General features: G+C 59.7%; 12 protein-coding genes. 11 read left to right on the forward strand and 1 reads right to left on the reverse strand.

Annotation, left to right across the window (positions count from 1 at the left end; all coding sequences use genetic code 11):
- Position 1 precedes the first annotated feature (1 nt).
- From PQQ52_RS30400 to PQQ52_RS30410, 3 genes are all read left to right on the forward strand, one after another.
- Complete coding sequence (locus PQQ52_RS30400; protein WP_408219889.1) at positions 2 to 988, forward strand: ABC transporter permease; 987 nt, start codon at positions 2 to 4, stop codon at positions 986 to 988.
- A gap of 583 nt (positions 989 to 1,571) precedes the next feature.
- The gene (locus PQQ52_RS30405; RefSeq protein WP_408219891.1) at positions 1,572 to 2,003 is read left to right on the forward strand and encodes a zinc-binding dehydrogenase; all 432 of its coding nucleotides are present in this window, start codon (positions 1,572 to 1,574) and stop codon (positions 2,001 to 2,003) included.
- A 59-nt stretch (positions 2,004 to 2,062) separates the two neighbouring features.
- Positions 2,063 to 2,605, forward strand: coding sequence for a helix-turn-helix domain-containing protein (locus PQQ52_RS30410; protein ID WP_408219893.1), 543 nt, complete (start codon positions 2,063 to 2,065; stop codon positions 2,603 to 2,605).
- 27 nt (positions 2,606 to 2,632) lie between these two features.
- Here the strand turns inward: PQQ52_RS30410 and PQQ52_RS30415 are convergent, their stop codons facing one another.
- On the reverse strand, positions 2,633 to 2,776 hold the full coding sequence (locus PQQ52_RS30415) for a hypothetical protein (protein WP_408219895.1): 144 nt from the start codon (positions 2,774 to 2,776) through the stop codon (positions 2,633 to 2,635).
- Positions 2,777 to 3,292: 516 nt separating this feature from the next.
- On the opposite strand from PQQ52_RS30415, the gene PQQ52_RS30420 reads away from it, so the two are divergent.
- The 8 genes from PQQ52_RS30420 to PQQ52_RS30455 form a co-directional block, all read left to right on the forward strand.
- A complete protein-coding gene (locus tag PQQ52_RS30420) occupies positions 3,293 to 5,983 on the forward strand; it encodes a winged helix-turn-helix domain-containing protein (RefSeq protein WP_408219897.1) in 2,691 nt (896 codons plus the stop codon).
- 386 nt (positions 5,984 to 6,369) lie between these two features.
- On the forward strand, positions 6,370 to 8,448 hold the full coding sequence (locus PQQ52_RS30425; RefSeq protein ID WP_408219900.1) for a hydantoinase/oxoprolinase family protein: 2,079 nt from the start codon (positions 6,370 to 6,372) through the stop codon (positions 8,446 to 8,448).
- Between the two features lie 17 nt (positions 8,449 to 8,465).
- A complete protein-coding gene (locus PQQ52_RS30430) occupies positions 8,466 to 10,127 on the forward strand; it encodes a hydantoinase B/oxoprolinase family protein (protein WP_408219903.1) in 1,662 nt (553 codons plus the stop codon).
- Between the two features lie 39 nt (positions 10,128 to 10,166).
- Positions 10,167 to 11,555 (forward strand): aminopeptidase P family protein, encoded by a 1,389-nt coding sequence (locus PQQ52_RS30435; RefSeq protein WP_408219905.1) that lies wholly within the window; start codon positions 10,167 to 10,169, stop codon positions 11,553 to 11,555.
- 182 nt (positions 11,556 to 11,737) lie between these two features.
- Positions 11,738 to 12,631 carry a hypothetical protein gene (locus tag PQQ52_RS30440; RefSeq protein WP_408219908.1) on the forward strand — a complete coding sequence of 298 codons (894 nt, stop codon included), beginning with the start codon at positions 11,738 to 11,740 and terminating at the stop codon, positions 12,629 to 12,631.
- Between the two features lie 85 nt (positions 12,632 to 12,716).
- Positions 12,717 to 13,535, forward strand: coding sequence for an aspartate/glutamate racemase family protein (locus tag PQQ52_RS30445; RefSeq protein WP_408219910.1), 819 nt, complete (start codon positions 12,717 to 12,719; stop codon positions 13,533 to 13,535).
- 67 nt (positions 13,536 to 13,602) lie between these two features.
- Positions 13,603 to 15,012 (forward strand): MFS transporter, encoded by a 1,410-nt coding sequence (locus PQQ52_RS30450; RefSeq protein WP_408219912.1) that lies wholly within the window; start codon positions 13,603 to 13,605, stop codon positions 15,010 to 15,012.
- A 195-nt stretch (positions 15,013 to 15,207) separates the two neighbouring features.
- Positions 15,208 to 15,449: hypothetical protein (locus tag PQQ52_RS30455; protein WP_408219915.1), on the forward strand; the 242-nt coding region annotated here is incomplete at its 3' end.

Here is a 15,449-nt window from a genome sequence, read left to right on the forward strand (position 1 = left end):
CATGAAAACACTTGCTTTGCGCCGTGCGCCGACGATGACACCGATTCACCGAATGGCTGCGTGGTGTGCGGGGTTGCCGCCCGCCTATGCGGGCAGCGTGCTGTTGCTCGTGTGTGCGGCGCTCACGCGCGCGAACCTGGTGTCGCCGATGCTGTTGTTGCTGATCTTGCGGCAAGCCGCGCCGCTCGGCATGGTTGCGATCGGCCAGTCGCTGACGATGCGTTGCCGTTCGCTGGACCTGTCGGTGGGCGGCGTGGTGCCAGCCGTCTCGTATCTGCTGACGAGCGGCGTGCTGAGCGTGCCCGCTCCGCTCGCGCTGCTGCTGTGCCTGTTGCTGGGGGCGGGTGTCGGTGCGCTCAATGGCGTGCTGATCGTGAGGATCCGCGCTTCGTCGGTCATCGTGACGCTGGCGGTGTCGATGATCCTGTCGGGCGTCGTGATTGCGCTGAGCCAGTTTCACGCACCGGGCGACGCGCCTGTCGTGCTGACCGGGTTCGGCAGTGCGCGAATTGGCGGGGTGCCATTGGCGCCGCTCGTGTGGCTGGCCGTGCTGGTACCGATCGTGTTGTTTCTCAGATTGAGCGCGTTCGGCCGTCTGATGGATGCGATTGGGGCCAATCCGCGTGCGGCCGAATTATCCGGCTTGCCGCATTTGCGCGTGCTGTTCATTGCGCACGTAGTCTCGGGCGTGATGTCGGCGTGTGGCGCATTTCTGCTGTTGAGTTTCGTCGGCGTCGGCGATGTGACGCTCGGCGAGGACCTTGCACTGAATTCGCTGGCCGCCGCCGTGCTGGGCGGCGTGACCTTCGGCAGCGGGCGGGGTGGAATGGCCGGACCGGCAGTCGCTGCTTTCATGATCGTGTTCCTGTTCAACCTCCTCACCAGCTTCGGACTTGGCGCAGCGGGACACCTGATGCTGCAGGGCGCGATCGTGGGTGCGGCGGCGCTGATGTATTCGCTACGCCATGGTGCGGCGACACGGCCTTGAACCTGACTGTAGAGGTGACCCTGAATGAAATGGATGCTCGTACTATTTGCGTTCTTCGGAATGACGGCTCTCGTTACGTCGATTTCCAGTGGATACGGGGAAAGCGCGGAGCGATTGACCGGATACGCTGCGACACTCGTGTTCAGCGCGGTGCTTGGGTTGCTGCTGCGAAACCGGAGGAAACGGAGCGCGAGAAAGCGCGCGCTGAGGTAACGGCAGCGAGGCGGGCGATGGTTTGTTGCCATCTGTCGTCGAGGCCGAATTAGCGCCAGTCGGTCGTTGACTGTGCAAAATCCACACTCACCTTGAATTTCCACGCTGCGATCCGATCGGAAGCACCACACACGGCTTTTTCTGATCTGTTGTCGCTATTGTTCTTGCAGTATGGGTAGAGCCTGTGTTCAGGCAGAGCGGGAGTCAAACCTGGCGCGGTTTTGCGGGCAATTGTTGGAATCGGCTGCCTTTCGCCGGGCAAGGCTTCCCGGCCGTTCCGATATTTTCCTTGGACGTCCTGTAGATCGCTGATTTAAAAGCGATTCATGGGTAACGACGTGCTTGCTGCTTCCAGTAACGATCGACGACATTGTCCCCGTGGGTTCGTACAAGTTTCGCAGCCAAAGCTTCAGCGTTAACCCTCGTCAATCTACCCGAATGGGTAGGAAAAACTGCGGCGAGTGGCAAAACTACCCTACGTCAATGTTGCCCCGAGCATAACGGCTTCATAGAGTCGCCTTCGACAAGCGGTCCATGCCGGATGGGACCCGACATCAGCATCCCGATCTTGGCCGCTGTCCGGTCAAATGCGTCGATTCATCCGTTTTCGATGTTCAACCATGTGCAGTTTGACGATCAGCGAACGCGGGACATCGAATTTGTCATGACGCAGATTCGCGCCGGGAAATACATTCCCAGGATTGACCGGGTATTTTCGCTGCTTGAAACCATCGACGCATACCGCTGCATGTTGGGAAACTCGCCGTGTGGAAAAATCGTCGTCGCCCTGACCGACAGATGAAGGTGCCGGGACTGATTCCATAACGGCCGCGGCGATGTAGCAAAAAAGGTGGATTACGTATGGCAGAACTCGGAGAGAAGATAAGATCGCTGCGCCGTCGGCTCGGGCTAACGCTGGATGGAGTCGCCACAACAGCAGGAATCTCCAAGCCTTTCCTGTCTCAGGTCGAGCGCGGTCACGCTACTCCCTCGATGACATCTCTGATGGGAATCGCAAAATCAATGGGAGTCGCCGTGCAATACTTTGTCGACATCCCGAGTGAAGAAAAAAACGTGCGACGCGCACGCAATGCTCGCTTCTTCACCTTCGGCGACTCGGCTGACATGTATTCCAGCGTGTCCTGCCCGCTTCTGGATTGCCAGCTTGAGGCGCTACTCACGCGTATACCGCCGGGCCGAACAAGTACAGAAGTGACAACGCATGCAGGGGAGGAGTTCATCTACGTTCTTGAGGGCGAACTGCTCATCTGCGTCGAAACGGAATCATTCAGGCTTGTTGCTGGAGACAGCGCCCACTACAAGTCAACGAAGTCCCATAGTTGGCTCAACCCGGCGACGACGGATGCGGTTCTTTTGTGGGTCGGGACGCCGCGGCTTTTATAGCCCAAGCACAGTTCATCGATTTTCGCGTCAGAATTCGATTCCGTCTCCGTCGTCGACGAACTCCAACTCGCTGCTGACAGCCGCCCCGCTGTTCAGCACCTGTGCCGGATAGGCAAGGTCAATGTCGACGACGTGGACGTGGACGCGTTCGTTGGGCCAACCCGGCGACACGGCGTGCTCGCGTAACCCTGGAATGGGTTAACTGGTATTCAACTGCACAACACCGTCTTCCAGACTGATCACCATCACCGAACCTTGCCACCCGTCGCCCCGGTTGCGTCGGTCGCGTAAGATGGCATGTGAAGAAGCCGAAATCGCTCTATCACAGTCACCATTTTCCAGTGAACGTCATCCGTTGCGCTGTGCGCTTTGCTCACCGGGTTCCCGGCAAATTGACAACGCCAGGCTGCGGTAAACTGAAGTTACTCTCGTTCTCGCACCGAACCAGGCAGCCATTCTCTTGTACGAAGAAAGAGCACTCCTCCTATTTGCTTTCTGGAACATGAATATCTATCTATGTACAAGGCTGTCTTTCTCTTGCGCCGCCTGTATTGCGCCGATCGGTGCGCGACAATTTGCGTTGGTCGCACCGGCGAGCGTTCTGCGTGGTGGTGTGGGTAGCTTTTGCGCGAGGCGATGCACGGTCGCCGTCTCTACGGTTTCCCGACTCCAACACGTTGCAATGGCATGAGCGACGATCATACCGAAGGGCTCGACTCTTCCGACGCGTGGATGTGGGTCGGCAAGCTCGCTCCGCCACGAACCCAGCTCGAAACGGTGCCTCGCGATGCGTTGCTGGCGAGGTTGCGGTGTCATGCGAATAAACCGCTGACGCTCGTTGTGTCCGCTCCCGGTTTCGGCAAGACAACGTTGCTCTCGCAATGGCGAGCGGCCTTGGCAGAAGGGGCAGATAGGCCGCCTGTCGCCTGGCTTTCGCTCGACGAAGCCGATGTCGAAGCAAACCGCTTCCTGGTGTATCTCCTGTTGGCGCTGGAGGACGCGGGCCTCGATCTCGGCAGTCTGTCGCCGCTTGCGCACTCCCAAGCGCTGGACGCGCGCCCCCGGCGCACGGTCACGGCCCTCCTCCAGGCGCTGGCTCGGGATAGCCGCTGCTTTACGCTCATGCTGGACGATTATCATCGGGCTGCCTCCAGCGCCGTCGACGAAATCGTGTTGACGTTGATGGAGCACGGAACGCAGTGGCTCCATCTGGTCGTTGCCGGTCGAACCCGGCCGTCGTGGCCGATCGCCACGCTCAAGGCACGCGGTCTCGTGCATGAAGTCGACGCAGCGGACCTGGTGCTCTCGCTCGCGGAGGCGTCGCAGATATTGGGCGCGGATCTTGGCCCAACGGTGCTAGCCACGCTGCATTCGAAGACGGAAGGCTGGGCCGTTGCCGTTCAGTTGGCGCGCTTATGGCTTGCCCGTGGCACCGAATCCGCTTTCGGGCTGCCGTCATTTTCCGGCCGGGCAGCGGAGATGGCCGAGTACATGGCCGAGCAGATTCTCGATAACATGCCTGACGATTGCCGGGACTTCCTGATCGAAACATCGCTGCTGGAGCGCTTCAACGCGGACCTCGCCGATGTCGCGCGCGGCCGTCACGACAGCGGCGAACTCCTGTCCCGGTTGAGGGCGTTCAATGCGCTGCTCGTTCCACTGGACGCAAATTGCAGCTGGTTTCGCTATCACCTGCTGCTCGCAGATTTTCTACGGCCACGCCTCGACGCCCGGCGTGCGCACCAGATTCATCGCGCGGCTGCCGCATGGCTCGCGAAGCGCGGTGACTGGGTTCTCGCCGTGTCGCACGCGTTACGTGCCGACGATACAGAGCTTGGCGTGCAGCTCGTGCAGCAGGCGGGCGGTTGGGAGCTGGTGCTGCGGCATGGCATCCAGTACACGCAGGGTCTGTTGCAACAGTTCGACGATCAGGCGCGCCGCAGCGATCCGGAACTGCTGCTGATGCAGGCCTATCTGCAGGCTAAACTCGGCAACCCCCCGTTAGCAATCGAACTGCTGCGTCTGGCCGAGATATCCGTCAAAGGAGACGTGCGGCTCGAACGCGACTTCACGATCATCCAGGCGCTGTTGCACAGCTACTTCGATATGTTCGATGGCGCCGTGAGTTTCCCTGTCAGCAGTGAAGACGCGAGCCACCGCCTTCCCGACGATCCTTTGGGTCAGGCCACGCTGCTGTGCGTCGGCGCCGTGGGATCGATGGCGCGCGGGAAAATGCAGGACGCGATACAGGCGGCGCGTGCGGCGCGTGTGCAGATGCGGCTTGTCGCCAGTCCGCTGGGCGAGAATTTTTGTCTCATGCACGAGGCGCTCGCCCTCGCGACGACCGGCCAGATTTCAGCTTCACGGCAGCGGGTCGACGAAGCGCTGAAGCTAGCGGAAGCGAACTTTGGTACTGACAGTTCGCTGAAGGCTGTGGTCGGTTGTCTGAAGGCGCAACATCTTTACTGGGAAGGCCTCTGGTTTGAAACGCTGCCCTGGATACGCGAGGGGCAGGAGACGCTGGAGCACACCGATGGCTGGATGGACCTCTTCGCGACCGCCGCCGAAGTGTCGTGGCGTGCGGTGCTGCGGCAACAAGGTATGCAACATGCGCTCGCCGTTCTGGATCACGTCGCACAGATCGCATTTGACCGGCGTCTGCAACGCCTTGCGCGGCTGGTGCATGTCTGGCGTGTCGATCTGCTTGCACAATGCGGTTTAGGCGCTCAAGCGCAGCAGGAGGCGCAGGACTTGGGGCTGGAGAACCTTGTTCGACCAGCGCAAGGTGACGGTCTCGACTGGCGCTTCTGTGAAGCGAGCGCACTCGCGTACGCACGGATGCGGATCTCGACTGGCGCCGCTGCCGCGGCACTTGCGCGGCTGGAACACGATGCCGGCCTACTGGAACGCGAGGGCATCCTGTTGCCCGTCTGGCGCTTGCGCCTGCTTGCGCTGATCGCGGGGCGCAAGGCTCGCGAAGGGGAGGCGGCGAATCCGGACGAAGTCGCGCACGCCCTCGCGCCGGTGATCGAACATTCGATTCCCGGTCTGCTGCTCGATGCGGGGCCGGGCATCCTGCCGCTCGTGCAGCGCATGGGCAGCGCGTTTTCGCCCGCCCTGTTGCCCGCGATCACGCAGCTTCGCGGGTGGCAGGCTCATCCGGTCCGTCCGCGCGCGCTTTTCAGTGCGAAAGAAACGCAGGTGCTCGGGCTGCTGGTAATTGGCCAGACCAACAAGGCGATTGCACGCGCGCTGGACATTTCAGAGAACACCGTGAAATTCCACCTCAAGCAGATCTTCCAGAAACTCGGGGTGGACAATCGCGCGGCCGCCATCACCGCAGCGCTTCAATTGGGGTTCGTAGCCACCCCGGTTTGATCCTGTGTCCGCGCTGCCGCGACGATAGCCGGCAGCTGGACGTCCCTCATCGGCCAGTCAACGTGGCATGCGCCCAGAACCCCCGGCCGCGCCGCTTTAGCGACAACCCTTACTAACCTACCCGTCTGGGTAGGTAGGTGGGTCCGGTACCGCGGACCCTACTCGTCGCCGACGTTGCTTCGACCTTATTGGATTCATAAAGTCCACTCCAACAGCGGCCCGGCCCAGAGTTTATTGCGCTGGATCGTCGCAAGTTGATACGTGGAAAGACGTGCCGAACGTAATATTTAAATTAGTATACCTTAGCATAAAGGTTAGATATCAACGATTTATAACTCATGGTTCATGCTCGATGCGCCGGAACCCATGATGCAAGGAGAAGTGCAATGGCAACGAGTGGAAAGACTGTCCGAGTGGCGACCGACGTCGGGGGCACATTCACTGACCTCGTCTATTTCGAGGTCGACACGGCAACCGGAAAACAGACCATACGGACGGCGAAGGCGGACACCACACCGCCGAACTTCGAGCAAGGCATCATCAACGTGCTACGCAAGAGCGACGTCAAGCTGGAGGAAGTGAGCTTCCTTGCGCATGGCACGACGGTGGTCATCAACGCGTTGACGGAGCGCCGTGGCGTACGCACGGGCCTGATTACGACCGAGGGCTTTCGCGACGTGCTGGAGATCGCGCGTGCCAACCGTCCGGACTTTTTCAATCTGAAATGGGTGAAACCCACGCCGTTCGTGCCACGTCATCTGCGCCGCGAGGTGCGCGAACGCGTCAGCTTCGACGGGCGCGAACGTGAGTCGCTGGATCTGAGCGGTCTGCCGCAGATTCTGAATGACTTCCGTCGCGCGGAAGTGGAGGCGGTCGCGATTTGCCTGCTGCATGCGTATGCCAATCCGGCGCACGAACAGGCCGTACTCGCCGAAGTGCGGCGCTTGTGGCCGGAGGTGTCCGTCGTCGCGTCGCACCAGATCACGCGTGAATGGCGTGAATATGAACGCACCAACACGACGGTTCTGTCTGCGTACGTGCAGCCGAATGCATCGCGTTATTTGAACCGCCTGGAAGAAAGTCTGCGCGCGAATGGCTATGCCGCGCCGTTGTACGTGATGCAGTCCAATTGCGGCGTCGATACTGTCGCGCATGCACGTGAGATTTCGATCACGATGGTCGAGTCCGGTCCGGCGAGCGGCTTCTGGGGGGCTGCGGAACTGGGCCGCCTGATCGGCGAGCCGAACGTGCTGGCGCTCGATATCGGCGGCACGACGGCGAAATGCTCGTTGATCGAGAACGGGCAGGTCACCATTAAGACCGATTACTGGATCGAACGTGATCGCGTGAGCGCGGGGTATCCGATCATGGTGCCGGTTGTCGACCTGGTTGAAATCGGCAACGGCGGCGGGTCGATCGCGTGGATCGATGGCTTCAGCAAACTGCACGTCGGGCCCCAGTCGGCCGGCGCGCTGCCAGGGCCGGCGGCCTACGGCCAGGGCGGCACCCACGCCACGACAACGGACGCAAACCTTACGCTCGGACGGATCAACAAGGATTATTTTTGCGGCGGCGAACTCGTCGCGGATATGGATGCGGTGAATCGCGCGCTTGATCCGCTCGCTGAGAAACTCAACATGTCGCGAGAAGAAATCGCGCGCGGAATCATCCGTATCGCCAATGACAACATGGTGAATGCGCTGAAACTAGTGTCGCTTAATCGCGGTCGCGATCCGCGCGATTTCACGCTGGTTGCGTTCGGCGGCGGCGGCGCGATGCATGCGGTGGCGCTTGGCGAGGAACTTGGCGTAAAGAAAGTGGTGATTCCGCGTGCCGCGTCGGTGTTCTCCGCATGGGGCATGACGATGTCAGATCTGCGTCGCGATCTGTTCGTTAACCGATTCTTCGAAACGACGCATGAACAGACCATTGCCGAGGCGCAGTCCACGCTCGACGAACTGGCTGAAGCAGCGGTTGCCCAGTTTGCCGATGAAGGCGTCGGGCGGGATCGTCTCACGCTCGCCATCCACTGCAAACTTCGCTATCAGAACCAGGAACATTCCGTCGAGGTTCCGCTTCAGCCGGACGAACGGATTGCCACGCACTGGAGCGCGATTGCCGGGCGGTTCCATACCATCTACGAACGGCAATATACGTATCGGCTCGACGCACCGCTCGAGATCGTCGGCTTTCATATCGTCACGACCTCGGAAATCGGCAAGCTGAATCTGGGCGAAATGCCGGTCACGGGTACCGATGTGAGTGAAGCCGTGAAGGGACATCGCGCTGTCGACTACGCAATGGAAGGCATTCACGAAGCCACGATCTACGACAACGCGAAGCTCGAGCCGGGCATGTCGTTCAATGGGCCCGCGATCATCGAAGATGCCGGAACGACGATCGTCGTTCACCCGAATAATGGCGTGAGTGTCGATCGCCTCGGGAACATCCATATCACTCTCTGAGATGACGGAGAATTACCATGAGCAAAGTTGACATCTTCACGCTGGAAATCATCCAGAACTCATTGACGGCGATCGCGGACGAAATGTTCGCTGCGATCATCAAGACCGCAATGAGCCCGATCATCTACGAGGTGCTCGATATGGGCACTGGCATCACCGACGCACACGGCGAGATTGCCAGTTCCGGATCCGGGGCGCCCGGTTTCATTGCCGTGCTTGACAAGGCGGTGAAGCGTATCCTGGCCCAGCATGCGCAGCCTGGCGACATCGAACCGGGTGACGTTTTCATCACCAACGATCCGCACAGCGGCGGTGGCGTGACCCATTTGAATGACGTCATTCTCGCGATGCCGGTATTCGCGAACGGCAAGCTGATTGCGTGGACCGCGAATATCGCGCATTGGAACGACGTGGGCGGCACGGTGCCGGGATCGCTTTCCACTAACGCGACGGATATTTTTCAGGAAGGATTGCGCCTGACGTGCGTGAAGCTGATCTCGAAGGGCAAACCAATCCGATCGGTCATGCAGATCTTGCGCGCCAACACACGCTTGCCCGATTTCATGGAGGGTGATCTTTGGGCGGGCATCGCCGCAGTACGCGGCGGCGCGACACGTATCATCGAGTTGGCCAACAAGTACGGCGCGGATCTGTTCCTCGAAGCGGTGGCGGATTTCATGAGTCTCGGTGAGAAGGTCTCGCTGAGAGCGCTCGACGATGCGCCGCGAGGACGTTTCTCGGCTGAAGAGCCGCAGGACGACGGGCAATTGCTGCGCGTAACGGTGGAAATCACGGACGCGGGCATGATTGTCGACCTGCGTGACAATCCGGCCCAGTCGGCGGGGCCACATAACCTCAGCCGCGACGGCACGGTCGTCGCCGCGCAGATGGCGTTCAAGGCGGTCACCGACCCGCGTGCGGCAACGAACGGCGGTACGTTCCGTCCGCTTACCGTGCTGACCAATCCGGGCACGATGTTCGATGCACGCAGTCCCGCAGCAGAAGGGTTCTACTTCGAGAACCTGATTCGCGCTCACGATCTCATCTTGCGTTGCCTCGCCCCACACTTGTCCGACCGGCTGCCGGCTGGCAATTTTGCGTCGATTTGCGGCACGTTCATCAGCGGCGTGCACCCGGATACGGGGCGTGCGTTCACGCTGGTCGAGCCGGAAATCGGTGGCTGGGGCGCGGAAAACGGTCGCGACGGCAATAGCGCGGTTTATTCCGGCATGCATGGTGAAACCTATAACTGCCCCGCCGAGATCTGTGAAGCACGGTATGGCCTGTACGTCGATCGTATGTCGCTTAATGACGAACCAGGTGGACACGGTCAATATCGCGGCGGCCGGGGCGTTCACGTGGAATACCGGGTCCGCGCCGACAAAACACTGCTGACGTGCGGCTATACACGCTCCAAGGTGCCGCCGTGGGGGCTGGAAGGCGGGGCGGATGGCTCGCTCAACTATATCGAGGTGGTGCGGAAGAGCGGAGAGTGCGAGCGCTATTCAATGGTCAGCGCGCTGCCTCTGAATCGCGACGACGTAATCCGCATCAGGACCGCGTCGGGCGGTGGGTATGGCAATCCCGCCGCGCGTACGCGCGCCGCGGTTGTGGACGACGTCAGGAACGGCTATCTGAATGCCGATCTTGCCAAGGAAATCTACGGCGTCAGCGTGTGAGTACGCTGAAACGTCCACCCAAGCTTAAGGATAGTCATCATGTTTGCAGGTAGCGTGTACATCGAACGGCGCGCGGCACTACGCAAGCGGCTACGCTCGGGCATCGTATTGCTTCCCGGCAACGTCGACGCACCGATCAATTTTCCGCACAACGTCCATGTGTTCCGGCAGGATTCGACCTTCCTGTACTTTTTCGGCGTGAATCGGCCACACATTGCGGCTATTGTCGACATCGATAGCGGCGACGAGACGGTCTTCGGCGACGACGCCAGCCTTGACGACGAAATCTGGCTCGGCAAGACGCCGCGTCTGGCGGCACAGTGCGCACAAGCCGGCTGCCCGGCCGTGAAACCGTACGCCGCGCTGGCGGATGTGATCGCTCATGCGATCCGGCAAGGGCGCGATGTGCATTTCTTGCCGCCCTATCGAGCGGACACTGTCGTCGAACTCTCGCGGCTTCTGCGCTGCACGCCGGATAACGCGCGGGAGCGGGCGTCCCTGGCGCTAATCCAGACGGTGGTGGCTCTGCGGGAAATCAAGAGCGACGTCGAAATCGATGAAATCGAAAAGGCGCTCGCTGTTACCGACGAGATGCATCGTGCCGCGATGCGGGCCGCGCGACCTGGCGTGCTGGAATGCAAGGTCGTTGCGGAGATGCATCGCGTGCTGATGCGTCACGGGTTGCAGGAGGCGTATCAGTCGGTGTTGACGAAGCGCGGCGAAATCCTCCACAACTTCAACTATGACCTTCGTCTGGAAGCGGGCGACCTCGTGGTGAACGATTCGGGGGCATCGAGTGCGCTTGGCTATGCAAGCGACGTCACGCGAACGCTGCCTGTAGGCGGACGCTTCGATTCGCGTCAACGTGAGTTGTATGAACTGCTTGTGCAAGCACAGGAGGTGGGCATTGCGACGTCGCGGCCAGGCGTTCCTTTCGCGAATGCGCACCGCGCCGCGGTGCTGCATTTCATCGAAGGGTTGACGGTGATGGGTTTCTTCAAGGGAAATCCTCAGGACGTGATGTCGTCAGGCGCGTACGCGATCTGCTTTCCGCACGGCCTCGGACACCAGCTCGGGCTTGACGTGCATGACATGGAGTCTTTTGGCGAGGATCACGTCGGCTATGACGAACAGTTCTCCCGCAGCGACCTGTTCGGACTGCGCAGTCTCAGAATGGCGAAGCCGTTAAAGGCAGGAATGGTCATGACCGTCGAGCCTGGGATTTATTTTGTCCCGCCGCTTATCCAGCGCTGGGCAGAAGAGAAACGCCATGCGCAGTTCATCGACTACCCAAAATTCAACAAACACATCGGCTACGGCGGTATGCGCGTCGAGGACGAAATACTGATCACGTCAACCGGTTCACGTGTGATGGGACCAGGAACGCCCAAAACGGTAATCGAACTGGAAGAACTGTTGAGCGACTGATGTCGCTAAGAACGCCGGATTGGTTCGCAATTTGTCCAATCACAACGCGACAATCCGGCGCGACGAAAGGCCCGATTTTGCGGGTCTCGCGAAGGTCCCGAAGGCATCTGTTTGATTTGTATGAAATTTTACAAATTCAATATAAGTAGGATAGCGAAATAACATACTGTTTGGAGAGTGGTATGCAATATCGAAAGGCTTTGGGGATCGGCGCAACCGGTCTGACGGTACTCGCTTTGGGTTCGGCATCGTTGCCTGCCTGCGCCGACGAGTTCATCGGCTACGGTCAGGCGGGCGCGCCGGGGTCATGGGCGCTTGAGGCGTTTCCGGTTTTCCAGCATACGGGGCCGAACTCGAATTCAATCTATTCGTCATTCAACCCGGCGTACTTCACAAAAACTGGCTTTACCGGAACGCACCGGGATCAGTTCGAATTCTGGATCAACGGATCGCTGGGCTATTCGAATCCTCATGGCGCGCCGGGTGCGAATGGTGCAGGCTTCGCGTATCCGAACCTTGGAATCGAGTACTACTACAACGTCGTCGTGCCGGATCAACCCGTGGGAACGCCTGGTTACCGGACGTTCTGGACAAGTCCGACGCTCACGGTTGTGTTTCCCAATGGTAGTACGAAAGGCGCGGGCTTCGGTGCGGGTGCCAACCAGTTTTCATACGGCTTCAATGTGAATAACTACATCCAGATTGGTCGAGTGGGCGTCACGATCAATCCGGTTGAACTGACATACGCGTCGCGAAACCTGAATGCGACTGATATCGGCAACGGTCAGATGGAGCACCTGCGCGGCGGGCTGAGTATGACGCTGATGGACATAGCAGGCGGCTATCAGGTGCGCGACGATCTGTTTATTGGTCTGCATCACGCGTACAGCATCTACAGTATGGCGGGGTCGGATTTTGAAGAGCAGCGCGAAGGGAAAATCGGCCCGGCAATCAGCTACTACGGTCTGGCCAAATACGGCGTGTACATCTCTGGCAATCTCAACTTCGACTACTACACGTCATCGAATCTGAGGCGTTCCGTGTCTTTCACCATGGCGCTCGTCAAGTACTTGTGATGTGCCATTGCGAACACGGCTTGCACCTAGCGGGCCACTGGCAAAGCTTTTAACTCTCAGTTCGCTGATAAATGGAGGTGTCGAAATGAATCATCAATTCAGTGGTCATCCGGTGGATATTCCGGTTTCAGTTCGCTGGCTCAACCCGGTTGGCTATCCGACGTGGAACGAGCCGATTGGGCAGTTGCTCCATGCGATCAAGCAACCATCGACCGAGATCGAAGTCGTGTCGTTCGACATGAACCCTTCTCCGACGCACCTCGAATACCGGACGTATGAGGCGCTCATCGACGAAAGGACGGTGGCGGTTGCGCGGGATTCGGGCCAAAAGAATATTGATGCGCTGGTCGTGGGCTGCTTCTATGACCCAGCTATCGAAGCTGCACGCGAGATATCGGGGCGGACGGTGGTGATCGGGCCGTGTCAGGCCAGCGTGCAGATCGCCACCCAACTGGCGAACCGGTTTTCGGTCGTAGTTGGGCGCGAGAAGTGGATCGAGCAGATGAAAGACCGTATTCGTGGCTATGGACAGATCGATCGGCTGGCGTCGATGCGTTCGCTCGGCATGGGCGTCAACGACTTCCAGGCACAGCCGGAGGTCACCCGTCGCCGGATCATCGAGGAAGCCCGGCGCGCCGTGGATGAAGATAAGGCCGAGGCGGTCATTCTTGGATGCACCATTGAATTCGGCTTTTTCGACGCCGTCCAGCAAGCCGTTGGCGTTCCGGTCATCGATCCCGTTGTTGCAGCGTTCAAGATGGCCGAGTCGTTTGCCCGGCTCAAAAAACAGTTTGGCTGGGCGCCGAGCCGGGTCTGGAGTTGCGAGCCGCCGACCGAAAGCGAGCTGGATGATTTTGGACTATTCCGAGGACCGGTTCCCATTGGCCACACCGTAACATTTTGACCGCACGCGCAACCCGACTGTACTGACACACGGAATCGCGCTGTAACCCTCACAGCAAGGGCATTTCATGAACCAATCCTCACACGATGCGCGAGCGCCGCTCAAGACATCCTACGCGGCAGGTCTAGCACCTGATTCCGTGCATTCACAGCGCGGCGCCCGCGCTCCCAGCGATGCTTTCGTGTCGGTCGGGCAGGTCTTCGAACACCTTCCACTGACCATCGAACATCTGAAGAGTTGTCTCGCACTGTTCTTTGTACTTGTGATCGAAGCGTGGGAGATGATGATCATCGTCTACACATCTCCGCTGATTTCGAAAGACTTCAAGCTGGGCCCGGTTGCAATCGGTAATCTGATCGGTGCAATTTTTGTGGGCATGGGGATTGGGTCCATCATTTGGGGGCCGATTTCGGAGAAGCTCGGGCGCAAGAAATCGATCATTTACAGCATGGTGCTGTACGGCGTGGTTTCCACGCTAAGCGCATTTTCACCTGACTACTCGACGCTTTACGCACTGCGACTCGCGTCCGGCGTCGTGGCTGCTGGCATGCTGGTGGTCACGTTCCCGTACTTCGAGGAATTGCTGCCGGTTCGCTCACGCGGGCCATTTACGGTTTATCTGGCCGCCGGGTGGCCCATCGGCATGTTGGTGGCATTGGGCGCCACCGTGTGGCTGATGCCGATGGGATGGCGGTGGGTCATTGGGGCGAGTTCGGCAGCCGCGTTGTGGGCGTTGGTGGTTGCGTTCTGGGTGCCGGAGTCGCCGTACTGGCTCGCAGCAGCCGGACGTGAGGAAGAGGCACGCGCGGCGATTGCCCGACTGAGTCGCGGTGCGACAGTCGTTCCGCCGCAACAGCGTCTGCACGTTGAGAGCGTGACGCGCAGCATGTGGCGCGATCTTTTTTCCGGGCGGATGTTAGTGGTGACGCTGCTGCAGGTCACGATCAACTTTACGTTTGCCTGGGGCTACTGGGGATTGCAAACCTGGTTACCCACCTTGCTGCAACAACGCGGCTTGAGCCTGCCGCAAAGTTACGGCTTTATCGCGTTCTCGGCGCTCTGCATGATTCCCGGCTATATGACAGCGTCGTATCTGACCGGCAAGCTGGGGCGCAAGAAAGTGATGATCGCGTACGTGGCGCTGTCGGCTGTCGCGGGATACGCATTCGCCAACACGCAGACGATTGGCGGCCTCTATGCGAGCAACTTCGCCCTGGCATTTTTCAGCCTCGGCGCATGGGGCGTGTGGGACACGTGGGTGGGTGAAATGTACCCGACGCGGACGCGAACGATTGGCTACAGCTGGGCGATTTTCGCGCAACGTCTCGCCAATATTGCCGCGCCGATCACCATTGGCATGCTGGTGGCGGGCGGCTCGTCGTTCAATCTCACGACCACCTTCATCAACCTGTTTATGGTCGCTACCGTACTTCTCGCGCTGCTTCTGCCAGAGACGGAAGGAAAAGACCTCGCATGATAGGGCAGGCCGTCCGGCTTGTCTGGACGGTTCGTCTCCTGCTTCTCAACGAGACCTTCGTGGATGTTTCCGCGACATCAAGCGAAGGTCTTCCGAATGCGAGAGGCGGCACACAGTTGCCGCACACGTGGAAGACGAATCGGTTCTGCCGGTGGAGGTGGTCGGCATCCCGGGATATGGAAGGAAAGAGATCAAGTGGACTACGAATTTCCAAAAAGCACGACTGTAGGGGTGAAGATCGACGGAGCGCTGCGCCAGCGGGTACGCGTGGCAGCCCAACGCATACAGCGCAGCCCGCACTGGCTGATGAAACAGGCGATCTGTACGTATCTGGAGAAGATCGAGGGCGATGAAATCCCGCCGCATGTGGGGTGGCCTCGGGTCGCAACATCCTTGCTTCGTGATAGCCCGTCCGAGACTGCTGGTGGCGCTGTCCG

This window comes from Paraburkholderia sediminicola, from assembly GCF_046030555.1.
Taxonomy (GTDB): Bacteria; Pseudomonadota; Gammaproteobacteria; order Burkholderiales; family Burkholderiaceae; genus Paraburkholderia; species Paraburkholderia sediminicola_E.